Below are 24,920 nucleotides of genomic sequence, written 5' to 3'. Positions count from 1 at the left end.
GAGCACCGCAGGTTGCCCGTAGCGAAGCGAAGGGACGCAGCAACCAGGGTCGCCTTTTCTTTTGCTTACTTTTCTTTTGGCGAAGCAAAAGAAAAGTGAGTAGCCGCCGGGCTACCCCCGGCCAGCCACCCTCAGAGGAGAGCGCAAAGGCCGGAGCACGATGGCGCTGGGTGCTCAGGCTTTGGGCTTGTAAGCCACCACATCAATCTCCACCCGCGCATCGACCATCAGGCGCGCCTCGGTCGTGGAGCGGGCCGGCTTGCCGTTCGCAAAGTAACTCATATAGACGCGGTTGAAGCTGCCGAAGTCGCGCGCGTCCTGCAGCCACACGGTGGTTTTGCAGACGTCGTCCAGCGTGCAGCCGGCCAGGGCTAGCGCGGCCTGGATGTTTTTCATGACCTGGCGGGTCTGCACCTCGATGCCGCCCTGCACGATTTCGCCTTTTTCGTCGCCCGGCACCTGGCCCGAGACATAAACGAAGTCACCGGCGCGAACGGCGGGCGAAAACGGGCGGGGCTGGTGGTCGGAGGCCAGCGGGGGATTTCCTAAATACTCCAGAGGCATAACAAACTCCTTTCAAAGTCTTTATTGACAGTAATTTTGAAAAATATTTTCAGAAATCCCCCCTTTATTCGGGTTTATCCTGAAAAATACCATTTATAGACCAATTAATCTTCGTTTGTGAAATTTAACTTCAATCAGGAGTTTTTTATGACCCGTGGAATTCGCATGCACCGCCGCACCGCCTTGTCTTCCCTGCTGGCCCTGGGCGCGGCCGGCGCCGGATTCGGCCCGGCCGCCGCGCAGGGCAACAAGTCGGCCTTGAACCTGGCCATGGTGGCCGAGCCGCCGACGCTGGACATCCAGTCCACGCCGGCCGACCTGGTCTGCATCATCATGCAGCACGTTTACGAGCCGCTGTTCACCTTCGACGCCAAGGCGGCGCTGGTGCCGATGCTGGCCGAGGCCATGCCCAAAATCTCCGCCGACGGCAAGCTCTACACCATCGCGCTGCGAAAAGGCGTCATGCTGCACAGCGGCCGCGAGCTCAACGCCGACGACGTGGTGGCCAGCCTCAAGCGCTGGATGGAAGTCTCGCCGCGCGGCAAGTCGGTGGCGGTGCAAGTGGCCGACCTGACGGCCAAGGGACCGCTCACGGTGGACATCACGCTGAAGAACGCCTACGCGCCGCTGCTCTCGCAGCTGGCCATGGCCTCCGGCATGGCGGCCATCATGGCCAAGGAATCGCTGGCCCAGCCGCTGCGCGAGTACGTGGGCACCGGGCCCTACAAGTTCAAGGAGCGCAAGCCCGACCAGTACGTGCTGCTCACCCGTTTTGACGGCTACGCTGCGCGCAAGGAAGCCGCCAGCGGCTACGGCGGCAAGCGGGTGGCCTCAGTGGAAGAGCTGCGCTTCGTGCCGGTGCCCAATGCCAACACGCGGGTGGAAGGCGCGCTGGCCGGCCAGTTTCACTACGCCGACCTGCTGCCGATCGAGGCCCTGCCGCGGCTGGAAAAGGCCGGCGGCAAGGTGGTGCCCATCATGACGCCGTCTTTCGGCTTTCCCTACCTGGTGTTCAATACCAAGGAAGGCTCGCTTGCGCACCAGCCGGTGCGCAAGGCGTTGCAGACCGCGTTGGGTGAAGGCGAGATGCTGGCGGCGGGCTTTGGCGACACGCGCTTTTTCATCGCCGAGGGCAACCATTTCCCCAAGGGCACGCCTTTCTATTCGACCGCCGGCACCGCCGCCTACAACGAGCGCGATGCGAAGAAGGCCAAGAGCCAGGCTGAACAGGCCGGCTACAAGGGCGAGCCGGTGCGCATCCTGACCAGCCGCCAGTACGACTTTCACTACAACATGGCGCTCATCATGGCCGAGCAGCTCAAGCGTGCCGGCTTCAAGGCGGAGCTGAACGTGGTGGAATGGGCGACGCTGCTGCAGCGCCGCGCCGACCCCAAGCTGTGGGACATCTACATCACCCACTCCGGCCTGTTCCCCGAGCCGATGCTTTCGCCGCCGCAGCTGGGCGACGGTGCGCCGGGCTGGTGGAGTTCGCCGGCCAAGCAGGAGGCGCTGACCGCGCTGAACCAGGAACCCAACCCGGCCAAGCGCGGTGCGCTGTGGGGCAAGGTACAGCAAGTGGTTTACGACGAAGTGCCCTACATCCAGGTCGGAAAATTTGCCAGCCTGTCGGCGCGCGCACCGGCGCTGCAGGGCTATACGCCCTATACCTATCCCTTCTTCTGGAACACCAGCCTGAAGAGTTGAGCCCCCACGCTTTTCACTTCGAGCCTGCGGCGCGCTGCCCCTTTCCTCACGTATAGGGGCCGCCGCCTGCGGCCTGGCAAAGCCGGTTCTGCGGCTTGACTGGTTTGGTTCGCTTCGGTTTTGGCCGGGTCTAGTGATGCTGACAGGGCGCCCCCCGATGGATAAAGAGATTTCACCCTTTATGGATAGAGCAAAGTCATGACACGGTATCTATTGTCCCGGCTGGGCGGCATGCTGGTGGTCATGGCCATCGTGGCGGTGCTGGTGTTCATCCTCACGCGCGCCGCCCCGGGCGACCCGATCGCGGTGCTGCTGGGGGACCAAGCCACGGCCGAGGACATCGCCCGGGTGCAGAAGGTTTACGGGCTGGACAAACCCCTGCCGGTGCAGTTCGCGCTGTGGATCCGCGAACTGGCGCACGGCAACCTGGGCGAATCGATCTTTTTGCAGCGCCCCGTGACCCAGGCGCTCTGGGAGCGGGCCGAGCCCACCGCCCTGCTTTCGCTGATGGCGATCGCGATCGCAGCGCTGATCGGCGTGCCCTGCGGCATCGTCTCGGCGGTATTTCGCGGCAAGGCCATCGACCAGGCCTTTACCGGCTTTGCCATGCTGGGCGCCAGCATACCCAGCTTCTGGTTCGGCCTGGTGCTGATGCAGATCTTCGCGGTCTCGCTGGGCTGGTTCCCGGTCTCGGGCTATGGCGAACCGGGCGCCTCGCTGGCCGCCCGCATCCACTGCCTGGTGCTGCCCGCCGCGGTGCTGGGCGTGCTGAACTCCGCGCTCATCATCCGTTTCACGCGCGCCTCCATGCTGGATGTGCTGGGCGAGGACTACGTGCGCACCGCGCGGGCCAAGGGTTTGTCTGAAAACGTGGTGGTGCTCAAGCATGCGCTGCGCAACGCGCTGGTGCCCATCGTCACCGTCCTCGGTTTGACGGTGGCGCTGATGATAGGCGGCGCGGTGGTGACGGAGACCGTGTTCGGCTTGCCGGGCGTGGGCAACCTGGTGGTGAGCGCGGTGATACGGCGCGACTACCCGGTGATCCAGGGCGCGCTGCTGGTGGTCGCCGCAATCTATGTCGTCATCAACTTCGCCATTGACTTGCTCTACACCGTGGTCGACCCACGGGTGAAATACTGACATGCAGATGCCGCTGATTCTCCGCAAGCTGTTCCGCCGCCGCATCGTGCTGGCGGCGGCCATCATTCTGGCGCTGGTTGTCCTGGTGTCGCTCTTCGCCGGCCCTCTGAGCGGGCTGGACCCGAACGAAACCGCCGTGAGCCAGCGGCTGTCCCAGCCTTCGCCCTCCCATTTGTTCGGCACCGACGAACTGGGGCGCGACCTCTTTGCCCGTATCGCCTTCGGCGGCCGCTACTCGCTGACCATCGCATTGCTGACCGCGCTAGGCTCGGTCGTGACCGGCACGCTGTTCGGCCTGGTCGCGGGCTTCTTTCGCAGGCTCGACGCGCCGGTGATGCGCGTGGTTGACGCCATGATGTCCTTTCCCGACATCCTGCTGGCGATCGCGCTGGTCGGCATCCTTGGGCCCTCGATGCTGAATGTGGTGCTGGCCCTGGTGTTGGTCTACACGCCGCGCGTGGCCCGCGTGGTGCGYGCCTCCACGCTGGTGGTGCGCGAGCTGCTGTTCGTGGAGGCCGCGCGCGCCGTCGGCGTCTCGACCGTGCGCATCCTGCTGCGCCACATCCTGCCCAACCTGATGTCGCCCATCCTGGTGCAGGCCTCCTTCATCTTTGCCTACGCCATCCTGGCCGAGGCCGCGCTGTCCTTCCTGGGCGTGGGCGTTCCACCCGAAATCCCGACCTGGGGCACCATGGTGGCCGGTAGCCAGCAGTACGCCCACCAGGCGCTGTGGATCGTGCTGTTCCCGGGGCTGGCCATCATCCTCACCGCGCTCTCGCTGCAATTGCTGGGCGACGGCATTCGTGACCTGCTGGATCCGCGCCTGAGGAAATCGATGTGAACCCGTCGATCAAAAAAAACGACCCCATGAATTCGCCCACCCCCCTTCCAAGCGGCACGCGCCTTGATGTGCGCCACCTGAGCACCTTCTTCGACACCGACGAAGGCCTGATCCGCTCGGTCGCCGACGTGAGCTTCAGCATACGCCCCGGCAAGACCACCGCGCTGGTCGGCGAGTCCGGCTCCGGCAAGTCGGTGACCAGCCTCACGCTGATGCGCTTGCTGTCGCGCACCGCCTCCACCCAGGTCAGCGGCGAAGCGATATTCACCAACCGCGCCGGCCAGGCGCTGGATCTGCTGTCCCTGCCCGAAGCCGACATGCGGCGCATACGCGGCAATGAGATCGCGATGATCTTCCAGGAACCCATGACCAGCCTGAACCCGGTCTTCACCGTGGGCGAGCAGATCGCCGAATCGGTGCGCCTGCACATGGGCCTGGACGGCAAGGCCGCACTGGCACACGCGCTGCGTATGCTGGAGCTGGTCGAAATACCGGCCGCCGCCCAGCGCCTGCATGAATACCCGCACCAGCTTTCGGGCGGCATGCGCCAGCGCGTGATGATCGCGTTGGCCATGGCCTGCAACCCGACGCTGCTGATCGCCGACGAACCCACGACCGCGCTCGACGTGACCATTCAGGCGCAGATCCTGGAGCTGATGCGCCGGCTGCAGGCCGAGACCGGCATGAGCATTTTGTTCATCACCCACAACCTCGGCGTGGTGGCCCACCATGCCGACGACGTGGCCGTGATGTACGCCGGCCGCATTGTGGAAGCCGCGCCGGTGCGCGAGCTGTTCGCCCAGCCGCGCCATCCGTACACGCTAGGCCTGCTGGCCTGCCTGCCCGCGCAGCAGCGCAAGCGCGAACTCGCCACTGGCCAGACCGGCACCAAGCGCCGGCTCTACGCGATTCGCGGCCAGGTCTCCAGCCCGCTGGCGCCGCCGCCCGGCTGCGCCTTCGAGCCGCGCTGCGACCTGGCGATCCCGCCCTGCCGCGACGCCATGCCCGCGCTGCTCGCCGCAGGCCCAACCCGCAGCGCGCGCTGCATACGCGTGGAAGAAACCGCCACAGCTACGGTGGAGGCCGCATGAGCGCCCCTTTGATTGAGGTGAAAAACCTGCAGCGTTATTTCGGCGCGGCCGCCAAGCCGGTGCGCGCGGTCGACGACGTGTCCTTCAGCATCCAGCCCGGCGAAACGCTGGGCCTGGTCGGCGAATCCGGCTCGGGCAAAAGCACGATTGGCCGTACGCTGCTGCGCCTGATCGAGGCAACTTCTGGCCAGGTGCTGTACCGCGGCGAAGACCTGGGCAAGGCCTCCGGCGGCCGCATGCGCGCACTGCGCAGCAAGCTGCAGATGATTTTCCAGGACCCGTACGCAAGCCTGAACCCCAAGATGCGGGTGAAAGACATCCTGGGCGAGGCTTTGCAGGTGCACGGCCTGGCCAAGGGGAAAGAAGCACAGGCCAAACGCATTGCCGAGCTGCTCGAGCTGGTCGGCCTGCGCGCCGAGCACGCCAGCCGCTACCCGCATGAGTTCTCCGGCGGCCAGCGCCAGCGCATAGGCGTGGCGCGTGCCCTGGCGGTCGAGCCTGAGTTCATCGTGGCCGACGAGCCGCTGTCGGCGCTCGACGTGTCCATCCAGGCGCAGGTGGTCAACCTGCTGTGCGACCTGCGCGACCGGCTGTCGCTGACCATGCTGTTCATCTCGCACGACCTCGACGTGGTCGAGTACCTGTGCGACCGCGTGGTGGTGCTTTACCTGGGCCGCGTGATGGAAGTCGCGCCCACGGCCCAGCTGTTCGAACGCCCGCTGCATCCCTATACTCAGGCCCTGCTGGCCGCTTCGCCCAAGCCCGACCCCGAGCACAAAAGCGAGCGCATCGCGCTCAAGGGCGACATCCCCAGCCCGGTCAACCCGCCTTCGGGCTGTGTGTTCCGCACGCGTTGCCCGCATGCGATTGAGGCTTGCGCCACCACCCGCCCCGAGCTGCGTGACATGGGCAACGGCCGCTTCAAGGCCTGCATACGCGACGACCTGGCAAACTCCGTGGCCGAGGCGCCCGCGCTGGCCGCCGCCTGATATTCAAGAAAAATCCATGAGCACATTGCAAGACCTCCTCGACCCGAAACTCGACCGCTCCTTCAAGGGCTTCCCCCACAACAGCGGGCCGGTGCGCCGCTCCGACATGGGTAAACAGGGCTGGAACGTGCTCAAGGGCGACCTGCCGCTGCCGCTGGCCGTCGTCAAGCAGTCGGCCATGAAGCACAACCTGGGCTGGATGCAGCGCTTTGCCAAAGGCCAGGGCGTGGACATGGCGCCGCACGGCAAAACCACCATGTCGCCGCAGCTGCTCAAGCGCCAGCTCGACGAAGGCGCCTGGGGCCTGACCTTCGCCACCGTCGCGCAGATGCGCGCCGGCATCACCGCCGGCGCCAAGCGACTGCTCATCGCCAACCAGGTCGTGAACGCCGTCGACCTGGCCGGCATCCAGGGCATGCTGCGCGAATATCCCGGCCTGCGCATCGTCTTCCTGGTGGATTCAATCGCGCAGCTGGCGCTGATCGAAGCCTGGGCGCGCACCAACACCGCCGCGATGGATGCACCCTTCGAGGTGCTGCTGGAAGTCGGCGTCATGGGCGCGCGCACCGGCGTGCGCAACGAGGCCGATGCCATGGCCCTGGCCGCCGCCATCCGCACCAGCCTGGCCTGCCGCCTGGTGGGTATCGAAACCTATGAAGGGCAAGGCGCCACCGGTGATTCGACGGCGGACAAGGCCTATGCCGATGCGCTGATGCGGCGCACCTGCGACATCGCCCTGGCCTGCGACCAGCAAGGCCTGTTCGACAGCGACGAAATCCTGATGACGGCCGGCGGCTCGGCCATCTTCGACCTGGTCAGCGGCTGGCTCACGCCCAAGCTCTCACGCCCGGTGCGCGGCCTGCTGCGTTCGGGCTGCTACATCACGCACGACCACGGCAACTACAAGCGCCTGGTCAGTTCGGTCAATGAGCGCCTGCACGACAGCGCCGGCAAAGATGGCCTCAGGCCGGCAATTGAAGTCTGGGCCACGGTACAGTCCTGCCCCGAGCCCGGACTGGCCATCCTGGCCGTGGGCCGGCGCGATCTGTCCTACGACCTGGAGATGCCGATACCGCTGTCCTCGGTCGGCGCGCCCGGCGCCGCGCCCGTGGCCGCCCCCGCGGACTGGAAGGTCACGGCCCTCAACGACCAGCACGCCTACCTGCGCGGCAGCGGCCCCGAACTGGCCGCGCTCAAGGTCGGTGACCTGGTGGCGCTGGGGATCTCCCATCCCTGCACGACTTTCGACAAATGGCGCTGGATGCCGGTTGTCGATGAGAATTACACGGTGTGCGATGCACTCGTCACCTGTTTCTAATCTGTTCGACCCCCTTGTTGTAATGGGCCGCGCAGCTTTGCGCGCGCCGCAACCAAAGTCCTCATGACCTCACAAGTTCTTGCCAAAATCGCCGACAACATCGCCAGCGCCCCCACGTCCAGGCGCAGCGTGCTGGAGTTGATCCTGCAGGACCCCCAGCGCGTGCTGGATGAAAGTTTTGAGCGGCTCGCGCAGCGCGCGGGCAGCTCGGTGCCCACCATCATGCGCACCTGCCGCGACCTGGGCTACCCGGGCCTGCGCGAGTTCAAGCTCGCGCTGGCGCAGGAAATGGCCGTGGGGGGCTCGCCGCTGAACCGGCGCGTGCGCATCGACGACGACACCCGCCAGGTGATCACAAAGGTGACGCGCGGAGCCGCCATCGTGATCAACAGCGTTCAGGCCCAGCTCAGCGTGGAAGCCACGCAGGCGGCGGCCGACGCCATCGTCGGCGGCAGCCGGGTGGACTGCTACGGCGTTGGCGTTACCTCCAACTTCATGGCCTCGGATTTGCAGGCGCGCTTGTTCCGCATGGGCCTGTCCGCCAGCAGCTACCTGGACCCGCACCTGCAACTGATCTCAGCCGCCACCATAGGCCCGCGCGGCGTGGTGATCGCCGTCACCCACGTCGGCGGCATGCCCTCCTTGCTGGAGGCGGTGGACGTGGCGCGCTCACAGGGCGCCACCATCATCGCGCTGACGCAGCCCGGTTCCCAGCTGGCGGCGCTGGCCGACATCGTGCTGGGTGTGGAGGTCGCGCCCGACCCGGTGATGCCGGTGGGCCCGGAGGCCTACCTGGCGCACCTGACGGTGATCGAAATCCTTACCGTGCTGGTGGCGCAGCGGCTGGGCGACAAGGCGGTGGACCGGCTGGCGAACATCCAGCGCACGCTGGAGACGCGCGGTGTGGACATGCACCACCATCCCCGGCTGGACTGGGACGAAAGCGCCAAGCCAGTGATCGGAAAAGTGCGATGACCCGCGCCACCCTTCTGGAAAACGGCCTGCTGGTGAACGGCACCGGCGCGCCCGCCGAAGCCGGCGACCTGCTGCTGGTGGAAGACCGCATTGCGGCCATCGGCCCGGGCCTTCGCCACCGCCTGCCGGACGGCCTGGCCCTCAGCGACGTCCAGGTGCACGACTGCACCGGCCTGGCCATCACGCCCGGCTTCATCGACGTGCACACGCACGATGACGCCATCGTGCTGAATGCGCCCGGGATGTTCCCCAAGCTGTCGCAGGGGATCACCACGGTGGTGACCGGCAACTGTGGCCTGTCGGTCGCACCCTTCGTCGTCGACCAGCCCCAGGGCGCCCTTACCCTGCTGGGCAATTCGTTCAAGTACCCGTCGGTGGATGCGTATGCGCAGGCGGTAGCCGAGGCGCAGCCGGCCGTCAACGTGGCGCCGCTGATCGGCCACACCACGCTGCGTTATGCCTGCGTCGGCGATCTTAGCCGGCCGGCCAGCGCCGATGAAGTCGCCGCCATGTGCGCCATGCTCGAGGCGTGCATGGCCCAGGGCGCGATCGGCCTGTCCTCGGGCCTGTTCTATGCCGAAGCCATGCCGGCGCCGGCGGCCGAGGTGACCGCGCTGGCGCGGGTGGTGGCCCGCTACGGCGGCATCTATGCCACCCACATGCGCTCGGAGATGGCCGACATCCTGGAGGCCATGCACGAGGCCGGCGATTGCGCCTTCGAGGCCGGCGTGCCGCTGGTGATCTCGCACCACAAATGCGCCGGCCCGGCCAACTGGGGCCGCACGCGCGAGACGCTGCCGCTGATCGACACCCTGGCGCAGCGCCAGGACATCGCGATGGACGTCTATCCCTACGTGGCCGGCTCGACCGTGCTGCGGGAAGACCTGGTGGACGGCGTGATCGACGTCCTCTTGAGCTGGTCTACTCCCCACCCCGAAATGATGGGCCGTACGCTGGCCTCGATTGCCGAGGAGTGGGGCGTTGACCAGAAGGCCGCCTGCCGCCGCCTGCAGCCGGGCGGCGCCTGCTATTTCCAGATGCACGAGGACGACGTCAAGCGCGTCATCGCGCATCCGCGGACCATGATCGGCTCCGACGGCTTGCCGCACGACCGGCATCCGCACCCGCGCCTCTGGGGCGCTTTTCCGCGCGTGCTCGCGCGCTACTGGCGCGAGCAAAACCTCTTTTCACTCGAAACCGCGATCCACAAGATGACCGGCCTGTCGGCGCGCAACTTCCGCCTGCACCAGCGCGGCCAGTTGCAGCCCGGCTGGCATGCCGACGTCGTGGTGCTGGACCCGGCTCGCGTGCGCGACGTGGCGACCTACCAGGACCCGATCGCGGTGTCGGAAGGCATCGAGAAAGTGTTTGTAAACGGCGAGCTGGCCTATGTGGCTGGTGATGTCGACGTAGCGCATGCCAAGGTGCAGGCGAGGGCCGGGCGTTTGCTGAAGCGTGGCGCGGCCTGAGCTGAGTTTTTCCGTCCGGTGAGCGCTGGTGGGACTGAGATTTTTAATGACCCGCAGTTAAAACGCGTGCGTGATACCCAGGCCGGTTGAGCGAGAGGTTAGTCCTCGTTGTGCACTGCATGGGCCGACCTTGACAACTGCGACACCTTCGCTGAGCGAAGCTTGCTGCTCACTGCATTGGCGAACCCTTCGGCGTCGAAGTCCTTCGGCTTGCGTTTGGCCAGAGTGACTTTCTCGATTGAAAACTGCAAGGCCTCGCCAAACACTTTGAGCTGCTGACTCGCCGGTAGGTTTTGGACTTCGGTCCAGTCGATGCGACCGACACTCCAGACTTCCCTGGTTTTGTGTTTATAGCGAGTGAATCCTTCTGGACCCGTAAACGTTACCCCGGTTCCCCAAGCCTCAAAGTCAGCGACTTCAAGGAGAAGAACATATTGATCGATGGAGCTTCCGAAGGATCTGCCCTCAAGCTCTTCGTTCAAGAAGTCATCAATGGCAGGGGTAAACAAGCGCCACCGCCCTGAACTCGCCTTCCAGTGTTCGATCGGCCACAAGTTGCTTTGCCAGTGCTGGCCACCAAGAGGCAAGACCTCGACGCCGGTCTTGAGGAAGGTGCGGAAGTGCATGCTTTCGAGGCCTAATGGTTGACATGAGGGGCGGCCGACAGCAGGCAAAACCTGATGTTGGACGTCCCCTCGATGGACGGGTTAGGCGTCTGCCGGTTCACTGCCGGACCTTTTCTTGCTGCAGGCGCGCACGCACTTGTTCCCGCATGCGCTCGTTGAGTTGCTGGAACTCCCGAATCAGCTTGTCGCAAGACGCTTTGTCGGCTCGGCATAGCGCGGTCATCTCCATGTAAACCTCTCCGCCCGGCCTCTGCTGGATGACGCGCCGTACGACCGACGGATGTGCATAGTGCCCCTCGGGCGTGAACGACCAGACAGCGAACACAGGGCTCGGTTCGTTGATGATGATCCAGCCATCGGGTTTGGTGACATTGACAGTGACACCTGCCTTAGCCTTGAGAGACTCCAGCGCCTCGGAGACGGTTGAATAGCCCAGACTCTTCGCAGCTTCGGCTGACTCTTCGACTGGCTGTGGATCAGATTGGGCGAGGCACGTTGCAAAGGAGGATGCCAGCAGGATTGGGACCATGTATCGGTACATTTTCAGGCGCCTAACGTTTGACATGAGAGGTGGGGGAAGGGCGAATGCCTTGCTGTCGGTGCTCTGGGTGGGCTCAGTCAAGGCTATCTACCGTGTCCGGATCGGGCACATCCCCGATCGCCTCACGCGTCAGCGCGGCCTGGGTTTTAAGCCAGTCGCAAAAGGCCACCACCTCGGGCCTGGCCACGTTGCGCGGGCCGACGATCAGCCAGTAGCTCATGGGCGACTCCATGCGCGTCTGCGGCAGGGGCTCGACCAGGTCGCCCGAGGCCAGGCTCTCGGCGATCAGCGGCAGCCGCGCCAGCACCACGCCCTGGCCCGTCAGCGTTGCCTGCACCATCTGGTAGGCGTAATTGAAGTACAGCCAGCGCTTGGCCTCCAGCTTGGGGCTGGCGTGCTCGTCCAGCCAGCGCCGCCAGGTCAGCCATTCGAGGTGGGTCTGGTGGGCGTCGCCGGCCTCGATCAGCGTGAACTGCGCCAGGTCGTCGGGTTTTTTCAGGCGCGGCCCGCTTTTGAGCAGCCAGGGGCTGATGACGGGGGTGATTTGCTCGCCGAAAAGCCGTATCGCGTTGGGCGGCATGTGGCTGGCCGGGGCGTAGCGCAGGGCCAGGTCCAGGTCCGAAATGTCCAGGTCCACCGCGACGTCCGACGCATCAATCCGGATGTCGATGTCGGGGTTGTCGCGCTGGAATCCCTCGAGTCGCGGGATCAGCCACATCGAGGCGAAGGAGGCGAAGGTGGTCAGCGACACGCTCTTGCGCCCCGCTGTCTGGCGTATCTGCCGCACCGCGTTGTCGATGCGCTCCAGCGAGGGCGTGACGGCCCGCAGCAGGATGCCGCCGGCGGTGGTCAGCTCCACGGCCCGGGTGTGGCGGTGGAAGAGGCTGACGCCCACGTCCTCCTCCAGGCCCTGGATCTGCCGGCTTACGGCCGACTGGGTGAGGGCCAGCTCTTCCGAGGCGGCGCGGAAGTTAAGGTGGCGGGCCACCGCCTCGAAGGCCCGCAGCTGGCCGGCGGAAATCGGCCGGGAACGCAGGTGTGTTTGTGAATGCAGCATGACAGTTCCAGGTAATCAGGGCAATTTGAGCCTGATTGATTGATGCGATTATGGAATGAATAGCTTACCGCGATTTCATTGGACCGCGCAAGTCCGCCGCGAGATGATTCAACCCTCATCACTCACTTTGTGCCTTTTTTGGAGAACACCATGGAACACTCAGCTTCTCACGCAGGCGACCGCTTTTTGCAACAGGCTACCGATGCCACCACCGGCCAGGTTGACGGGTTGGCGGGCTTCTGGAAGCTGGGTGCGGGACGGGCCCTGACCTTGCACGCCGCCCAGGCCGGTGTGTTGCGAATTGCGCATGGCCGGGTCTGGGCCACCTTCGATTCCGCCAGCCAGGACGCCCAGGTGCGCGCCGGCGACCATTTCCTGAGCCGGGGCGAGAGCCTGACGCTCAAGGCCGGTGAGTCGCTGGTGATGGAGTCCTTCAGTTCGGGCCACGGCGCATCGGCTTATTTCAGCTGGGAGGCCAGCGCAGCGTGCGCCGCCGTCAGGCAGCCCGCCGCCGAGCCGGCCGGCTGGCGCGTTGGCGTGCTGCAGCCGCTGAGCGACCTGCGCGCCGCCTTCGGCCTGGCCACCGGTGCCCTRGGGCGCCTGGCCCGCGGCCTGGTGCTGGGCGCGGCAGCGGCGGTCGAAGCCCTGCTGACTCCTTTGGCCATGGTTTTTCTCACCGCCCGCGCCCGCCCCATGGCGGCCGGCCACGACTTTGACGCCTACAAGGACGACCAGCGCCGGCATCCGCACAACTACAACGTGCTGGCGATGTCCAACCTCGTTTAGTTCCGATTGATATTGATACCGTTCTAGTCAGTGGCTCCTTCCGCAAGGGAGCTTTGAACCCGCGGCCGCAAGGCTGCGGGTTTTTTTATGCGCGGCTTTTTTTGGCTGGCACCGCCTTGGGTTTCGTTTTCGGTTTCGTTGCCGATTTCGTTGTCGTTTTTGCTTTTGCTTTTGCCTTCGCGGGGGCTTTTGTTTTCGGTTTGGGTTTTTTGGCTGGTTTGGCCGCGCGCGCCCTGAGTGCGCACTCCAGCGCCAGCCGCGCCCAAGGCAGCATCAGCTCGGGCGACTCCATGGCCTCTTCGGGCGCGCTGTAGTAGCCGAGGCTGTGCGCGGAGCGCACGCCATTGCGGGTCATGTCGTAAGTGAAACGCCCGCAGCCTTCAGCTTCGAACAGGCCGCGTGTGATCTCATCGGCCTTGAGCCAGAGGATCTCGCCGCCGCCCAGGTCGGCCACCAGCGCGAAGGTCAGGCCGCCGGTGCTGATGCCGAAGCCGCCGAACATGCGTTTGGCGACGCAGGGCCCCACGCCCGACAAAAGCTCGCAGCAGTAGTTTGCAAAATCATTTTTGGGTGTGGCCATGCCGCGACGATAACAAAGCACCGGTGGGCCGATCAAGCGCAGTTTTGCGTCCGCTGTCACGCATGGGCGCGCGAAGCGGCCGTGCGCCGCGATAATTTGCGCATGACCGCCGCATCCCTGACCCGCTCCCTTCCAGCCTCCGGCACCCTTCCCGGCGCGCCCCCCGTGCGCGTGGTGGTGATGGGGGTGGCCGGTTGCGGCAAGTCGGCGGTCGGGCGCCTGGTGGCCGCGCAGCTGGGCTTGCCGCTGGTCGAGGGCGACGACTTCCACCCGCCCGGCAACATCCGCAAGATGCAGCAGGGCATCGCCCTCGCCGATGAAGACCGCGAGGGCTGGCTGCGGCAGCTGGGCGCCGAACTGGCGCGCCACCCCGAGGGCGTGGTGCTGACCTGCTCGGCTCTGAAGGCCGGCTACCGGGACATCCTGCGCGGCGCCGCTACCGGCCTGCGCTTTGTGCACCTGGCCATCAGCCCGGCCGAGTCGCTGCGTCGCGTGGGCCAGCGGGCCGACCATTTCTATCCGCCCAGCCTGGTCGCCAGCCAGTTCGAGGCCTTGCAGGACCCTTCGGCCGAGCCCGGCGTGCTGACTCTCGCCGGCGATGCGCCGCTGGAATCACTGGCGCAAAGCGCGGTGGACTGGCTGTCCGGCGCGCGCCGCCCGGGCTGAGCCGCCGGCCCGCCGCTCGGCTCAGGGTGTACGGGCCTTCATGGTGTCCATCACCAGGTCGTGCAGGGCCTGCGCGGCCGCCGACAGGCTGCCCTCCTGCCGGCGCACCAGATAAATCTTGCGCGTCAGGCCGCTCGCGGCCAGCGGCCGTGTCACCAGGGCCTTGCGCTCAAAGTGGAACAGCGTCAGCGCGGGTACCACGCTGATGCCCAGCCCGGCTTCGACCATGCCCGCGGCGGTGGCCAGCTGGTCGACTTCGAGCACGGTATTGGCCTGCTGCGGGTGCAGCGCCGCCTCCAGCGCCTGCCGCACGCTGCTGTTGCGCGACATGTGGATAAAAGGGTAGGGCGCCAGCTTCTTAAGGGTGGGTGAAGCCTCGGCCGCCAGCGGGTGGTCCTTGCGGCACACCAGGTAAAAACGATCGGTGCAGACCAGCCGGGTGCTCAGGCCCGCGTGGCTCACGCCGGTGGAGGCCAGCGCGAAATCGGCCCTGCCGCTGCGCACCAGATCCACGCAGGCGTCCGACAGCAGGTCGCTGAGGTTGAGTTCTATGCCGGGCCAGGCTTTCCGGAATTCGGCGAACACCGCGGGCAGCCAACCGGCCGCCAGTGAAGGCAGGGCGGCAATGTGCACGCGGCCCTTGCGGCGCTCGACATGGTCGTTCAGGTCGCTGAGGGCCGCGCCGAAATCGCCGACCAGGCGGCGCGCCGAGTCCGCGAAGAGCCGGCCCTCGGCCGTCAGCTCCACGCTGCGTGTGTCGCGGTCGAACAGGCGTGTGTTGAGTTCGCCCTCCAGCGTGCGGATCAGCGCGCTGAAGGCCGGCTGCGACAGATAGCAGGTGGCCGCGGCCTGCGTGAAACTGCGCTGCTCGGCCAGGGCCAGGAAGGCGCGCAACTGTCGCAGGGAAAGGTTGGGTTGGGCCATTTATTTGCCATCCAGATCAATGGATAAGAAGTTTCAATTTTACAAATAAATGCCCAAGGCCTAAATTCAGGGCTCCTCAGCACCCGCCCATGACCCCATCCTCCCCCGCTCCTCTTTTGATCGGCTGCGCCGCCGGATTTTCCGGCGACCGTGTGGACGCCGCCGGGCCGGTGGTCGACACCCTGGTCGCGCGCGGCGGGCCGGCTTTCCTGATTTTTGAAACCCTGGCCGAACGCACGCTGGCGCTGGCGCAACTGCGGCGTCGGGCCGACCCGGATGCCGGCTTCGAGCCGCTGCTGGACGACATGCTGCGGCCGGTGCTGGCGCGCTGCCTGGCGCACAACATCCGCATCGTGAGCAACTTCGGTGCCGCCAACCCATTGGCGGCCGCGCGCCACATCCAGGCCATGGCCGCCGGCATGGGCCTGCCCGCGCCGCGCATCGCCGTGGTGGCGGGTGACGACCTCTCGGGTGCGCAGCATGAGCCGCTGTTGCGCGCCGAACTGGGCGCCGCCATGGACGGCATTCGTAAAGTGAGCGCCAACGCCTATATAGGCGCCGAGGCCATCGCCGCCGCGCTGGACGCCGGCGCGCAAATCGTGGTGGCCGGGCGCGTGGCCGATCCCTCGTTGACGGTGGGGCCGGCAATGTCGCATTTCGGCTGGCGCGCCGACGACTGGGACCGGCTGGCGCGCGCGACCATGGCGGGCCATCTGCTGGAGTGCGGCGCCCAGGTCTGCGGCGGCTATTTCGCCGACCCGGGCTACAAGGACGTGCCGGAGCTCCACAACGTGGGCTACCCCATCGCCGAAATCGACAGCGAGGGCCACTGCGTCATCGGCAAGGCGGCGGGCACCGGCGGCGTGGTCAGCCTGGCCGGCGTCAAGGAGCAACTGCTCTATGAAGTCCACGACCCGGCCGCCTACCTGACACCCGACGTGGTGGCCGACATCAGTGTCGCGCAGCTCAGCCTCGCTGGGCCTGACCGCGTGGCCCTGGCCGGCGTGCGCGGCCATGCGCGGCCGGCCAGCCTCAAGGTCAATGTCTGCCATGAAGGCGGCTGGCTGGCTGAAGGTGAGATCTCTTATGCCGGCCCCCGCGCCGAAGCGCGCGCGCGCCTGGCCGCCGAGGTGCTGCGCCGGCGCCTGCCGGAGTTGGCGCTGCGTGTGGACCTCATAGGCGCGCTCAGCGTCATGGGCGACGACGCGGGCCGTTTGCTGGTGGAGTCTTCTGTGGGTGACGCACGCGACGTGCGCCTGCGTGTCGCCGCCACCCACGCCGACCGCGCGCAGGCAGAGCGCCTGCCGCGCGAGGTTACCGCGCTGTATTGCTGCGGCCCGGCCGGCGGCGGCGGCGTGCGCAGCTCGCTGACGCCGCGGCTCAACACCTTGTCCTGCCTGGTGCCGCGCGACGCCGTGCCTTTGCGCTTCGACATGCTGGACGCCCTGCAGGAGTCCGCATGAACGAAGCCCGCATCACGGTTCCGCTGTACCGCGCCGCCCACGGACGCACCGGCGACAAAGGCAACCGCTCCAACATCAGCGTGATTGCCTGGCATGCTGATCTTTACCCCGTGCTGCTGGCACAAGTCACCGAGGCCGTGGTGGCGCAGCGCTTTGCCCATCGCCGGCCCACGCGCGTGCAGCGTTTTGAACTGCCGGGGCTGGCGGCGCTGAATTTTGTGCTCGACGAAGTGCTCGACGGCGGCGTCAACGATGCGCTGAACCTGGACACCCACGGCAAGGCCCTGTCCTTCTGGCTGCTGGACTTGCCGATAGAGATTCCCGCCGGCCTGGCTCCCCTGCTCGCGGGCCCGGCACTGGCGCATACCGACTGGTTTTTCAATTAAAAAAGGAGACAAGACATGACCCCCCCACTACCGAACTTCGCAAACCCGCGCATCCGCCCCCTGATGCTCGCCGCCGCCGCGTTCTGCGCGCTGGCGCCCGGGTTGTCGCCGGCCCAGGGCTTTCCCGACAAGCCCATCACCTTCATCGTGCCCTTTGCCGCCGGCAGCGCTACCGACCAGCTGGCGCGCGCCCTGGGCCAGGCCGTGACCAACGACAGCAAGGCCAGCGTGCTGGTCCACAACCGGCCCGGCGCCAACAGTTTTATCGGGGCCCAGGCGGCGGCGAAAGCCAAGCCCGACGGCTATACCGTCTTCATCACCACCAACACCACGCAATCGGCCAACGAGCACCTGTTCAAGAAGCTGCCCTATGACCCGGTCAAGGACTTCGCGCCGCTCACCGCTCTGGGGCGCGGCGGCCAGATCATGGTCGTCAACCCGGCGCTGCCGGTGAACAGCGTCGCCGATTTCATCAAGCTGGCCAAATCCAAGCCGGGCAAGCTGTCCTTCGGCAGCGGCAGCTCCTCCAGCCGTGTCGCGGRCGAGCAGTTCAAGCAGATGACGGGCACCTACATCCTGAACATCCCCTACAAGAGCAACCCACCGGCCGTGACCGACCTGCTGGGCGGCCAGATCGACATGATGATCACCGACATGGCCACCGGCCTGCCGCAGGTCAAGGCCGGCAAGCTCAAGGCGCTGGGCGTGTCCACGCGGCAGCGCTCGCCGCTGGCGCCGGACGTGCCCACCATCGCCGAAGCCGGTGTCAAGGGCTATGAGATGACCTACTGGTTTGCCGCCTACGCGCCGGCCGGCACACCCGCCGATGTGGTGGCCAAACTCGCCGACATGCTCGCGCGCGCCGCGCGCAGCGCCTCGGCCGCGCCCTTCTACCAGTCCAGCGGCATCGAGATCTTCACCAGCAGCCCCGAAGAACTGCGCAAGTTCCAGGCGGACGAAACCCTCAAATGGGGAAAAATCATCAAGGCGGCGGGCATAGAACCCGAGTAAACGACACGGGGGAACTGGGGTTTGGGATTCAACTATTCGTAACGCATTACGTTTAAGTAAAATTCCCGGCAAAGCCGGCGGCCTTGTTCCGCCGCGCCCCCACCAGGAAACCCCATGTCCAAAGCCTTCGCCTCCCAGTCCGACCTGACCGACAAGACCATCACCTTCGAGCAGCTCAGCGCGCACTGCTGGGCCTACACCGCCGAGGGCGACCCGAATTCCGGCGTCATCATCGGCGACAAGTTCATCATGGTCAGCGACGCCACGGCCACGCCGGCGATGGCGCAGGACCTGATTGCGCGCATACGCAGCGTCAGCGACAAGCCCATCAAGTACGTGCTGCTCACGCACTACCACGCGGTGCGCGTGCTGGGCGCCAGCGCCTACGCAGCCGAGGGCGCGACCGAGATCATCGCCAGCCGGGGCACTTACGAACTCATCGTCGAGCGCGGCGCGCAGGACATGCAAAGCGAGATGGAGCGCTTCCCGCGGCTGTTCCGCAATGCCGAAAGCGTGCCCGGCCTGACCTGGCCGACGCTGGTGATAGACGGCGGCAACCCCGTCAAAGGCGAGGTACCCGGCAAGCTGGTGCTGGACCTGGGCGGCGTGAAGGTGCAGGTCTGGCACCCCGGCCCCGGCCACACGCGCGGCGACACCATCGCCTGGATTGAAGAAGAAAAAGTGCTGTTCTCCGGCGACCTGGTCGAATACGAGGCGGGTGTCTACACCGGCGACGCCCAGCTCGAGGAATGGCCCGCCACGCTTGAAGCCCTGCGCGCGCTTAAGGCCGAGGCCATCGTGCCGGGCCGCGGCGAGGCCATGAAGGGCGCGGCCAACGTCAACAAGGCGCTGGATTACACCAAACGCTGGGTGGAGACGCTGTACAAAGCCGGCAAGGAAGCGGCAGCAGCCGGCATGGACCTCAAGGCCGCCATGGACCACACACGCAAAAGCATGGACCCGGTTTTCGGCCATGTATTCATCTATGAGCACTGCCTGCCGTTTGACGTGAGCCGCGCATTCGACGAAGCCAGCGGCATCAAGAATCCGCGCATCTGGACCGCAGAGCGGGACCAGGAAATGTGGAAAGCGCTCCAGGGCTGAAGCCCGGCGCGTTCAGGAATCCAGGTCCAGGCTGGACAGCAGCCCGACAAAAACATCGAGCGCTGCCTGGCCGTCCAGTTGCTCCATGCGTTCCAGCACATCCTCATCCTCGACCAGGCAATAACCCAGGCTGAAGCGCCGGAACCGGCGGGCGGCCAGTTCGCCGTGGTGCACGACCTGCATATTGATATGGCGGCTGTCCTGGCGTATGCGCTCCAGCAGCGCCAGCACCTGCTTTTGCCCGCCTTCAAACTGCTGGCAAAAGCGCATGCCGTCAAAAATCAGCAGCCCCGTGATGTCGCGCTCCGCATTGGCCCGGCGGGCCTTGGCGGCGATGTCTGCGACGACGCTCAGCGGCGCTTCGGGGGCCAGCGTGCTGACGTAAAGGATTTCATACAGAGTGGTGCTTGTTTTTGTCATTGCGGCCCAATGTAGCGGCCCACACGTAGGCGCACAATGTCAAAAGACACAAGTAAATGCGCCTAAGATTATTCTTTTATGAATATCCCCACGCCAACTTCAGCGATCTGCCCGCCGGGCTGCAATGCCTGTGGTTTGCGTGAGACCCGGGCTTTCATGCCCGTCAATGCCGAAGAACTGAAGTTCCTCGAAGCCTTCCGCACCGGCACCGCCATGGTGAAGGCCGGCGCCACCATACTTCCCGAGCAGCAACCCAACGGCAAACTCTTCACGCTCTACTCGGGCTGGGCCTTTCGTTACAAGACCTTGAGCGACGGCCGGCGGCAAATCCTCAACTTTTTGCTGCCGGGCGACTTCATCGGCCTGCAGCAGAAATTCGCCGACGGCGCCATGCACGGCATCGAGGCCGTGACCGATGCCAGCCTCTGCGTGTTCCCGCGTGAGGGTCTGTGGGAGCTGTTCCGCAATTTCCCCAACCTGGGCTATGACATCACCTGGTTGGCGGCGCGAGAAGAGGGCATGGTGGACGACCACCTGCTCACGGCCGGGCGGCGCAATGCCACCGAACGCGTGGCCATGCTGCTGATGCATTTATTCCGCCGGCTGGAGCGCGTGGGCATGGCCGCCGGCGGCATGATCGAATTTCCGATCAACCAGCAGCACATCGCCGACGCGCTGGGGCTGTCGCTGGTGCACACCAACAAGACGCTCAGGCGCCTGCGCCAGCTCGGCCTGCACGAGATCCTCGACGGCAAGTTGCGCCTGCTCAACACCCGCGCGCTGGAGCGCATTGCGGACTATTACGATACGCCCCCCTCGCAGGTTCCGCTACTCTGATTCAGCCCTGTAGGCGGGCGCCGACAGCAAGCTTCCTTGGCGGATGACATGCTCCCCCGGTTCCAAGTTCTAAGGTGGCTCTCTTGCCCGTGATGCGGCGAGACCAGACACCACCCAGGAGACGCTCATGGACCACGCACAAGCCCCCGGCGCACGGCTGCAGCAGCAACCGCCCCGCTTCTCGAACCGGCAGCAACAGCAAAGCAGCGGCTCGCGCGAGTTCCAGCCGCGCCAGTCGCAGCCCGGCGACGGCCCGACCGGCCAGATGGGCGAGGGCAGCTATGAAGGCACGCGCAAATACCAGGAAAAAATCAAGTCCTACCTCAAGGATGCCGACGTCAAGTCCGACGCCGAGGCCGCCAGGCCCGAGTCGCCGCAGCAGGCCGAGGAACTGAAAAAAGCCGAGGAGGAGGGGCGCTCCCACTCCAAGTCTCCGGGGCAGTAAAACCTGCGGCAAAGGTGCCGCGCTTCAGGATTTCTGCGCGTTGAGTGTCCTGAAGTCCTGTTCGTAACGATGCAGGGTCTCCACCGCCTTGTGGCGCTGCGCCGGCGTGGTGCTGTTGTGCAGCTCCGCCAGCGTGGCGCAAGCGTCCTGCGTCAGCTTCTCCATGTAATCGCGGTAAGCCGCATCGGGTGACGTGAGGGTGCGCTCAAACAGCCCGCGCATCGCGGCCTGGGTTTTCTCGGGTGTGCCCTGGCCCGCCACCAGCGGGCGCAGCGTATGCAGGGCGTCTTGCTGGCGCCGGATTTTTTCCGCGTAGCTGCGCGGCGCGTCGAAGTGCGAGCTGTCGATGCGCCGCTCAATCACCGCCAGCTGCTTTTTCTCCAGCCGGCCGTAGAGCATTTCGGCGCGCTTGACCGCCTCCTTGTAGCGCTTGTCGCGCTGGGCCTTGGGCGAGGCCTCCAGGAAGTCCTCGCGGTACTCGTCATTGCCTTTGGCGAAGCGGCGTTCCAGGGTTTTCAGCTGGCCGGCCTGCAGCGAACCGACCAGGGTCGCCATGGGCGGCTCCGCCTGCCGCGACAGCGCCACGAGTTTGCCGCGCACGTCGGTGTAGATCGCGCAGGCCGCCGCGGCGTCCATGTCCGAAGGCATTTGATGCTGCAGCTTTTGCAGCGCCTCGATGTAGCCGGGCAGCTGCGTCTGGCGGTGCCAGGCCTGCAGTTTGTCGAGGTCGGCCTTGACCTGCAGGCTTTGTGCGTCGGTGAAGTCGAAGTGGCGGTCCAGCTGCCAGTAGGCCAGTTCGGGCGCCTGGTTGTAAGCGAGTTTCATGAGGCTGCAGCTTTGCAGCAGCCCGGCCAGCAGCAGGACGGCCAGCCCGCCGATAATCCGTGTGCAGCGTCCCGTGCCCGCCCCGGCGGCCCGGGAACGCGTCATCACCCCAAGATCCAGAGGAAATTTCATGGCAACCCCAATCGATGTCGTCATCATGGCCGCGGGCAAAGGCACGCGGATGAAAAGCAGTTTGCCTAAAGTGTTACACCGATTGGGCGGGAAAGCTTTGCTCGCGCATGTCATCGAATGCGCCGCCTCCGTGTCGGCGCGCCAGGCAGTGGTCATTACCGGCCATGGCGCGGCGGAAGTCGAGGCCGCCTGCAAGCGTTTTACCGAGGCCGCGGGCGCTACAGCAACCCCGGTGGCGCTGCGCTTCGCGCGCCAGGAGCCGCAGCTCGGCACCGGCCACGCGGTACAGCAGGCGCTGCCCCTGCTGGCCGACGACGGCGTCACGCTGGTGCTCTCGGGCGACGTACCGCTGACCCAGGCCGCCACCTTGCAGGCACTGATTGACCAGTGCGACGGCCAGCGCCTGGCGCTGCTCACGCTCAGCATGGCCGACCCCACGGGCTACGGCCGCATCGTGCGCGCCGGCCCCGAAGCGTCGTCGCAAGTCAGGGCCATCGTCGAGCACAAGGACGCCAGCGCCGCCCAGCGCGAGATCCGCGAAATCTACAGCGGCATCATGGCCGTGCCCACGCGCCTCTTGCGCGCCTGGCTGGCCCGGCTCGACAACAAGAACGCCCAGGGCGAGTACTACCTCACCGACATCGTGAAGTTCGCCGTGGCCGATGGCGTGGCCGTGGTGGCCCACCAGATCACCGACGCCGCCCAGGTGGCCGGCGTCAACAGCCCGGTTCAGCTGGCCGAGCTCGAGCGCGTCCACCAAAGCCGCCTGGCCGTTGCCCTGATGGAGCAGGGCGTGCGCCTGGCCGACCCGGCGCGCCTCGACGTGCGCGGCACGCTGGTCTGCAGCCAGGACGTCGAGATCGACGTGAACTGCGTCTTTGAAGGCGCGGTCACCCTGGGCGAGGGCGTGCGCATAGGCGCGAACTGCGTGATCGCCAACTGCAGCATCGCCGCCGGTGCCGTCATCCACCCCTTCACCCACATCGACGGCGAAAAACTCGGCGTGAAGGTGGGCGAGGGCGCGCTCATCGGCCCCTTCGCGCGCCTGCGCCCCGGCGCGCAGCTGGGCGCCGAGGTGCACATCGGCAATTTTGTCGAGGTCAAGAACTCCACCCTGGCCAAAGGCGCCAAGGCCAACCACCTGGCCTACCTGGGCGACGCCACCGTGGGCGAGCGCGTCAACTACGGCGCCGGCAGCATTACCGCCAATTACGATGGCGCCAACAAGCACCGCACGGTGATCGAGGCCGACGTGCACATCGGCAGCAACTGCGTGCTGGTCGCGCCCGTCACCATAGGCGCCGGCGGCACGGTGGGCGGCGGCTCCACCATCACCAAGAGCACGCCTCCCGAGGCGCTCAGCGTGGCGCGCGGCAAGCAGGTCAGCCTGCCGAACTGGAAGCGCCCGGCCAAGCTGCCGCGCCCCTCCTGAGCGCGAATACCTCGGGTATTCCCGGGGTGGCTGGAATGATGGTTACATGACGTAACATCGGGTCGGCTGCACCCGCAATGGGTGCCGCTCATTCCAACCAATTACAAAGAGGGGTTCCCATGTTTCAACAGTTCAGGCGTGTTGTCCTGTTCACGGGCATTGCCGTGTCCGCGTTTCTGGTCGGCTGCGCCGGCCCTGCGCCCAACTATGCGCCGTCCATCGACAACGTCGAGACGCTCAAGAAGATCCAGGGCGCGCCCGCCGTGAAGACGGGCACCATCGCCGTGACGGCAGCCATGCCGGGTGCCGCCTCGCTCCAGCTTCGCGCCAACACCATGACCTCGCCCGTCGGCAAGAACTACGGCGACTACATCGCCGCGGCGCTGCGCCAGGAACTGGAACTGGCCAAGCTGTACAACCCGCAGTCGGGCGTTGAAATCAGCGGCACCCTGCTCAAGAACAATATTGACGCGGGCGGCATCAGCACCAACGCCGGGCAAATCGAGGCGCGTTTTGTGGTGACGGCCAACGGCCAGGTGCGCTTTGACAAGGTCAAGCGCACAGAGCGCAAATGGGACAGCTCTTTCGCCGGCGCCGTGGCCATTCCGCTGGCAGCCAACAACTACCCGCTGATGGTGCAGTCGCTGATCGCCGCTTTGGTGACCGATCCCGATTTCGTCAAAGCCATTCGCAACTAAGCCGGGATGACCACCATGAACCGATTAGTTGGCTATGTTTTCTCGGCGCTGGCCTGCCTTGTGCTGTTCGGCTGCGCGCACCCCATCACCATGAACCCCGACCTCGCGGCGGTCACCGTGCCTGCCGGCGCCAAGCCCATCGCCAAAAAGGTGGGCTACCACATCCCCGACGCCCTGCGTTCGGTGGAAGTGACCACGCCCGGCGGCGGTGGCGACAAGGTGCGCTACTTCCCCTACCGTGACATCGAGCCCGGCTTTTACAAGGCGCTGTCCGAGTCGTTCAGCAGCGTGACCAAGGTGCAGAACCCCAAAGACTTCGCGGCCCTGCAGGCCGGCGGCGTCTCCCTGCTGATCACGCCGGAAGTCACCACCAACTCGTCGTCCGACGGCGCCTTCACCTGGCCGCCCACGCAATTCAGCGTCAAACTGGTCTGCACCATCGTCGATGCCGCCGGCCAGCCGGTCGAGACGATACGGGTCAGTGGCGAAGGCGGGGCGACCTTCTCGGAATTCAAGAGCAACTTCTCGCTGGCGGCAGTGCGGGCTTCGAATGACGCGCTTGCCAAGCTCGTCAAGGCGTTGGTGGCGTCGCCGGCCTTGCGTAAGTAATCGGTTCTTGCTCCGGCGGCGGGCCCTTTGCTTGGGCCTGCTGGCCGGGGGTTGCCCGGCAGCAAGTAACTTTCTTTTGCTTCGCCAAAAGAAAGTCACCAAAGAAAAGGCGACCCGCAGTCTGGGTCCCCTGCGCTGCGCTACGGGGCAACCTGCGGTGCTCGAGCCAAGCGGGGTCCGGCTAAACTCGCTTCGCTCAGACAACGCCGGCCCTGATCCGCTTGTCTCTGCGCTCCTCGGCCCAGCCAGGACGGGGCAATCGCGGCCCAGCCAGGACGGGGCAATCG

The 24,920-nt window shown here is 65.9% G+C and carries 27 protein-coding genes; 19 read left to right on the top strand and 8 right to left on the bottom strand.

What is annotated here, in order from left to right:
• Window positions 1-174: 174 nt before the first annotated feature.
• Complete coding sequence (locus AC1D1Y_RS23180; protein ID WP_477684414.1) at window positions 175-564, bottom strand: RidA family protein; 390 nt, start codon at window positions 562-564, stop codon at window positions 175-177.
• A 147-nt stretch (window positions 565-711) separates the two neighbouring features.
• Between AC1D1Y_RS23180 and AC1D1Y_RS23175 the strand changes: the two genes are divergently transcribed.
• From AC1D1Y_RS23175 to AC1D1Y_RS23140, 8 genes are all read left to right on the top strand, one after another.
• Window positions 712-2,268 (top strand): ABC transporter substrate-binding protein, encoded by a 1,557-nt coding sequence (locus AC1D1Y_RS23175; protein ID WP_477684413.1) that lies wholly within the window; start codon window positions 712-714, stop codon window positions 2,266-2,268.
• A 198-nt stretch (window positions 2,269-2,466) separates the two neighbouring features.
• Window positions 2,467-3,408 (top strand): ABC transporter permease, encoded by a 942-nt coding sequence (locus AC1D1Y_RS23170; protein ID WP_477655293.1) that lies wholly within the window; start codon window positions 2,467-2,469, stop codon window positions 3,406-3,408.
• A gap of 1 nt (window position 3,409) precedes the next feature.
• Window positions 3,410-4,249, top strand: a complete 840-nt coding sequence (locus AC1D1Y_RS23165; RefSeq protein ID WP_477684412.1) for an ABC transporter permease — start codon at window positions 3,410-3,412, stop codon at window positions 4,247-4,249.
• Window positions 4,250-4,275: 26 nt separating this feature from the next.
• Window positions 4,276-5,340: an ABC transporter ATP-binding protein gene (locus AC1D1Y_RS23160; protein ID WP_477684411.1), complete on the top strand. Its 1,065-nt coding sequence runs from the start codon at window positions 4,276-4,278 to the stop codon at window positions 5,338-5,340.
• Entirely contained in the window at window positions 5,337-6,329 is a 993-nt protein-coding gene (locus AC1D1Y_RS23155; protein ID WP_477684410.1) for an ABC transporter ATP-binding protein, read from the top strand. Before AC1D1Y_RS23160 ends, AC1D1Y_RS23155 begins: the two co-directional genes overlap by 4 nt.
• A 16-nt stretch (window positions 6,330-6,345) precedes the next feature.
• On the top strand, window positions 6,346-7,647 hold the full coding sequence (locus AC1D1Y_RS23150) for an alanine racemase (RefSeq protein WP_477684409.1): 1,302 nt from the start codon (window positions 6,346-6,348) through the stop codon (window positions 7,645-7,647).
• 63 nt (window positions 7,648-7,710) lie between these two features.
• Window positions 7,711-8,622 carry a MurR/RpiR family transcriptional regulator gene (locus tag AC1D1Y_RS23145; protein ID WP_477684408.1) on the top strand — a complete coding sequence of 304 codons (912 nt, stop codon included), beginning with the start codon at window positions 7,711-7,713 and terminating at the stop codon, window positions 8,620-8,622.
• The gene (locus AC1D1Y_RS23140) at window positions 8,619-10,091 is read left to right on the top strand and encodes an N-acyl-D-amino-acid deacylase family protein (protein ID WP_477684407.1); all 1,473 of its coding nucleotides are present in this window, start codon (window positions 8,619-8,621) and stop codon (window positions 10,089-10,091) included. The genes AC1D1Y_RS23145 and AC1D1Y_RS23140 overlap by 4 nt, the downstream gene beginning before the upstream one ends.
• 98 nt (window positions 10,092-10,189) lie before the next feature.
• Here the strand turns inward: AC1D1Y_RS23140 and AC1D1Y_RS23135 are convergent, their stop codons facing one another.
• The 3 genes from AC1D1Y_RS23135 to AC1D1Y_RS23125 form a co-directional block, all read right to left on the bottom strand.
• Window positions 10,190-10,717 carry a hypothetical protein gene (locus AC1D1Y_RS23135; RefSeq protein WP_477684406.1) on the bottom strand — a complete coding sequence of 176 codons (528 nt, stop codon included), beginning with the start codon at window positions 10,715-10,717 and terminating at the stop codon, window positions 10,190-10,192.
• 97 nt (window positions 10,718-10,814) lie between these two features.
• On the bottom strand, window positions 10,815-11,246 hold the full coding sequence (locus tag AC1D1Y_RS23130; RefSeq protein WP_477684405.1) for a hypothetical protein: 432 nt from the start codon (window positions 11,244-11,246) through the stop codon (window positions 10,815-10,817).
• An 85-nt stretch (window positions 11,247-11,331) separates the two neighbouring features.
• Window positions 11,332-12,315 (bottom strand): LysR substrate-binding domain-containing protein, encoded by a 984-nt coding sequence (locus tag AC1D1Y_RS23125; protein WP_436156111.1) that lies wholly within the window; start codon window positions 12,313-12,315, stop codon window positions 11,332-11,334.
• A gap of 150 nt (window positions 12,316-12,465) precedes the next feature.
• Here AC1D1Y_RS23125 and AC1D1Y_RS23120 point away from each other — a divergent pair, with 150 nt between their 5' ends.
• On the top strand, window positions 12,466-13,101 hold the full coding sequence (locus AC1D1Y_RS23120; RefSeq protein WP_477675682.1) for a DUF2917 domain-containing protein: 636 nt from the start codon (window positions 12,466-12,468) through the stop codon (window positions 13,099-13,101).
• Window positions 13,102-13,186: 85 nt separating this feature from the next.
• On the opposite strand, the gene AC1D1Y_RS23115 is transcribed toward AC1D1Y_RS23120, so the two are convergent.
• The gene (locus AC1D1Y_RS23115) at window positions 13,187-13,681 is read right to left on the bottom strand and encodes a TfoX/Sxy family protein (protein WP_477684404.1); all 495 of its coding nucleotides are present in this window, start codon (window positions 13,679-13,681) and stop codon (window positions 13,187-13,189) included.
• 102 nt (window positions 13,682-13,783) lie between these two features.
• On the opposite strand from AC1D1Y_RS23115, the gene AC1D1Y_RS23110 reads away from it, so the two are divergent.
• On the top strand, window positions 13,784-14,347 hold the full coding sequence (locus AC1D1Y_RS23110; protein ID WP_477684403.1) for a gluconokinase: 564 nt from the start codon (window positions 13,784-13,786) through the stop codon (window positions 14,345-14,347).
• A gap of 21 nt (window positions 14,348-14,368) precedes the next feature.
• On the opposite strand, the gene AC1D1Y_RS23105 is transcribed toward AC1D1Y_RS23110, so the two are convergent.
• Window positions 14,369-15,271: a LysR family transcriptional regulator gene (locus AC1D1Y_RS23105; RefSeq protein ID WP_477684402.1), complete on the bottom strand. Its 903-nt coding sequence runs from the start codon at window positions 15,269-15,271 to the stop codon at window positions 14,369-14,371.
• An 89-nt stretch (window positions 15,272-15,360) separates the two neighbouring features.
• Between AC1D1Y_RS23105 and AC1D1Y_RS23100 the strand changes: the two genes are divergently transcribed.
• The 4 genes from AC1D1Y_RS23100 to AC1D1Y_RS23085 all read left to right on the top strand — a co-directional run bounded on the left by AC1D1Y_RS23100 (window position 15,361) and on the right by AC1D1Y_RS23085 (window position 19,235).
• Window positions 15,361-16,734, top strand: coding sequence for an acyclic terpene utilization AtuA family protein (locus AC1D1Y_RS23100; RefSeq protein WP_477684401.1), 1,374 nt, complete (start codon window positions 15,361-15,363; stop codon window positions 16,732-16,734).
• Window positions 16,731-17,120 (top strand): AtuA-related protein, encoded by a 390-nt coding sequence (locus AC1D1Y_RS23095; RefSeq protein ID WP_477684400.1) that lies wholly within the window; start codon window positions 16,731-16,733, stop codon window positions 17,118-17,120. The genes AC1D1Y_RS23100 and AC1D1Y_RS23095 overlap by 4 nt, the downstream gene beginning before the upstream one ends.
• Window positions 17,121-17,135: 15 nt before the next feature.
• The gene (locus AC1D1Y_RS23090; RefSeq protein ID WP_477684399.1) at window positions 17,136-18,131 is read left to right on the top strand and encodes a Bug family tripartite tricarboxylate transporter substrate binding protein; all 996 of its coding nucleotides are present in this window, start codon (window positions 17,136-17,138) and stop codon (window positions 18,129-18,131) included.
• Between the two features lie 114 nt (window positions 18,132-18,245).
• Window positions 18,246-19,235 (top strand): MBL fold metallo-hydrolase, encoded by a 990-nt coding sequence (locus AC1D1Y_RS23085; RefSeq protein ID WP_477675689.1) that lies wholly within the window; start codon window positions 18,246-18,248, stop codon window positions 19,233-19,235.
• 12 nt (window positions 19,236-19,247) lie between these two features.
• Here the strand turns inward: AC1D1Y_RS23085 and AC1D1Y_RS23080 are convergent, their stop codons facing one another.
• Window positions 19,248-19,655 carry a BLUF domain-containing protein gene (locus AC1D1Y_RS23080; RefSeq protein WP_477675690.1) on the bottom strand — a complete coding sequence of 136 codons (408 nt, stop codon included), beginning with the start codon at window positions 19,653-19,655 and terminating at the stop codon, window positions 19,248-19,250.
• Window positions 19,656-19,733: 78 nt separating this feature from the next.
• On the opposite strand from AC1D1Y_RS23080, the gene AC1D1Y_RS23075 reads away from it, so the two are divergent.
• Window positions 19,734-20,492 carry a Crp/Fnr family transcriptional regulator gene (locus tag AC1D1Y_RS23075; RefSeq protein WP_477684398.1) on the top strand — a complete coding sequence of 253 codons (759 nt, stop codon included), beginning with the start codon at window positions 19,734-19,736 and terminating at the stop codon, window positions 20,490-20,492.
• A gap of 127 nt (window positions 20,493-20,619) precedes the next feature.
• Window positions 20,620-20,937: a hypothetical protein gene (locus AC1D1Y_RS23070; RefSeq protein WP_477684397.1), complete on the top strand. Its 318-nt coding sequence runs from the start codon at window positions 20,620-20,622 to the stop codon at window positions 20,935-20,937.
• A 24-nt stretch (window positions 20,938-20,961) separates the two neighbouring features.
• Here the strand turns inward: AC1D1Y_RS23070 and AC1D1Y_RS23065 are convergent, their stop codons facing one another.
• Window positions 20,962-21,867, bottom strand: a complete 906-nt coding sequence (locus tag AC1D1Y_RS23065; RefSeq protein WP_477684396.1) for a DUF6279 family lipoprotein — start codon at window positions 21,865-21,867, stop codon at window positions 20,962-20,964.
• Between the two features lie 25 nt (window positions 21,868-21,892).
• Between AC1D1Y_RS23065 and glmU the strand changes: the two genes are divergently transcribed.
• The 3 genes from glmU to AC1D1Y_RS23050 all read left to right on the top strand — a co-directional run bounded on the left by glmU (window position 21,893) and on the right by AC1D1Y_RS23050 (window position 24,633).
• Window positions 21,893-23,326, top strand: coding sequence for a bifunctional UDP-N-acetylglucosamine diphosphorylase/glucosamine-1-phosphate N-acetyltransferase GlmU (gene glmU / locus AC1D1Y_RS23060; RefSeq protein ID WP_477684395.1), 1,434 nt, complete (start codon window positions 21,893-21,895; stop codon window positions 23,324-23,326).
• A gap of 119 nt (window positions 23,327-23,445) precedes the next feature.
• The gene (locus tag AC1D1Y_RS23055) at window positions 23,446-24,024 is read left to right on the top strand and encodes a hypothetical protein (protein WP_477684394.1); all 579 of its coding nucleotides are present in this window, start codon (window positions 23,446-23,448) and stop codon (window positions 24,022-24,024) included.
• Window positions 24,025-24,039: 15 nt separating this feature from the next.
• Window positions 24,040-24,633: a hypothetical protein gene (locus AC1D1Y_RS23050; RefSeq protein ID WP_477684393.1), complete on the top strand. Its 594-nt coding sequence runs from the start codon at window positions 24,040-24,042 to the stop codon at window positions 24,631-24,633.
• Window positions 24,634-24,920 lie beyond the last annotated feature (287 nt).

The organism is Polaromonas sp. P1_G1 (assembly GCF_056405595.1).
The sequence above is the reverse complement of the archived record's forward strand: the minus strand, read 5'-3'. Positions and strand labels throughout refer to the sequence as shown.

Bases quoted from the DNA above. Each gene is read 5' to 3' on its own strand.
- AC1D1Y_RS23180 (WP_477684414.1), bottom strand. From the start codon at position 564: ATGCCTCTGGAGTATTTAGGAAATCCCCCGCTGGCCTCCGACCACCAG.
- AC1D1Y_RS23175 (WP_477684413.1), top strand. From the start codon at position 712: ATGACCCGTGGAATTCGCATGCACCGCCGCACCGCCTTGTCTTCCCTG.
- AC1D1Y_RS23170 (WP_477655293.1), top strand. From the start codon at position 2,467: ATGACACGGTATCTATTGTCCCGGCTGGGCGGCATGCTGGTGGTCATG.
- AC1D1Y_RS23160 (WP_477684411.1), top strand. From the start codon at position 4,276: ATGAATTCGCCCACCCCCCTTCCAAGCGGCACGCGCCTTGATGTGCGC.
- AC1D1Y_RS23155 (WP_477684410.1), top strand. From the start codon at position 5,337: ATGAGCGCCCCTTTGATTGAGGTGAAAAACCTGCAGCGTTATTTCGGC.
- AC1D1Y_RS23150 (WP_477684409.1), top strand. From the start codon at position 6,346: ATGAGCACATTGCAAGACCTCCTCGACCCGAAACTCGACCGCTCCTTC.
- AC1D1Y_RS23145 (WP_477684408.1), top strand. From the start codon at position 7,711: ATGACCTCACAAGTTCTTGCCAAAATCGCCGACAACATCGCCAGCGCC.
- AC1D1Y_RS23140 (WP_477684407.1), top strand. From the start codon at position 8,619: ATGACCCGCGCCACCCTTCTGGAAAACGGCCTGCTGGTGAACGGCACC.
- AC1D1Y_RS23135 (WP_477684406.1), bottom strand. From the start codon at position 10,717: ATGCACTTCCGCACCTTCCTCAAGACCGGCGTCGAGGTCTTGCCTCTT.
- AC1D1Y_RS23130 (WP_477684405.1), bottom strand. From the start codon at position 11,246: ATGGTCCCAATCCTGCTGGCATCCTCCTTTGCAACGTGCCTCGCCCAA.
- AC1D1Y_RS23125 (WP_436156111.1), bottom strand. From the start codon at position 12,315: ATGCTGCATTCACAAACACACCTGCGTTCCCGGCCGATTTCCGCCGGC.
- AC1D1Y_RS23115 (WP_477684404.1), bottom strand. From the start codon at position 13,681: ATGGCCACACCCAAAAATGATTTTGCAAACTACTGCTGCGAGCTTTTG.
- AC1D1Y_RS23110 (WP_477684403.1), top strand. From the start codon at position 13,784: ATGACCGCCGCATCCCTGACCCGCTCCCTTCCAGCCTCCGGCACCCTT.
- AC1D1Y_RS23105 (WP_477684402.1), bottom strand. From the start codon at position 15,271: ATGGCCCAACCCAACCTTTCCCTGCGACAGTTGCGCGCCTTCCTGGCC.
- AC1D1Y_RS23100 (WP_477684401.1), top strand. From the start codon at position 15,361: ATGACCCCATCCTCCCCCGCTCCTCTTTTGATCGGCTGCGCCGCCGGA.
- AC1D1Y_RS23095 (WP_477684400.1), top strand. From the start codon at position 16,731: ATGAACGAAGCCCGCATCACGGTTCCGCTGTACCGCGCCGCCCACGGA.
- AC1D1Y_RS23085 (WP_477675689.1), top strand. From the start codon at position 18,246: ATGTCCAAAGCCTTCGCCTCCCAGTCCGACCTGACCGACAAGACCATC.
- AC1D1Y_RS23080 (WP_477675690.1), bottom strand. From the start codon at position 19,655: ATGACAAAAACAAGCACCACTCTGTATGAAATCCTTTACGTCAGCACG.
- AC1D1Y_RS23075 (WP_477684398.1), top strand. From the start codon at position 19,734: ATGAATATCCCCACGCCAACTTCAGCGATCTGCCCGCCGGGCTGCAAT.
- AC1D1Y_RS23070 (WP_477684397.1), top strand. From the start codon at position 20,620: ATGGACCACGCACAAGCCCCCGGCGCACGGCTGCAGCAGCAACCGCCC.
- AC1D1Y_RS23065 (WP_477684396.1), bottom strand. From the start codon at position 21,867: ATGACGCGTTCCCGGGCCGCCGGGGCGGGCACGGGACGCTGCACACGG.
- glmU (WP_477684395.1), top strand. From the start codon at position 21,893: ATGGCAACCCCAATCGATGTCGTCATCATGGCCGCGGGCAAAGGCACG.
- AC1D1Y_RS23055 (WP_477684394.1), top strand. From the start codon at position 23,446: ATGTTTCAACAGTTCAGGCGTGTTGTCCTGTTCACGGGCATTGCCGTG.
- AC1D1Y_RS23050 (WP_477684393.1), top strand. From the start codon at position 24,040: ATGAACCGATTAGTTGGCTATGTTTTCTCGGCGCTGGCCTGCCTTGTG.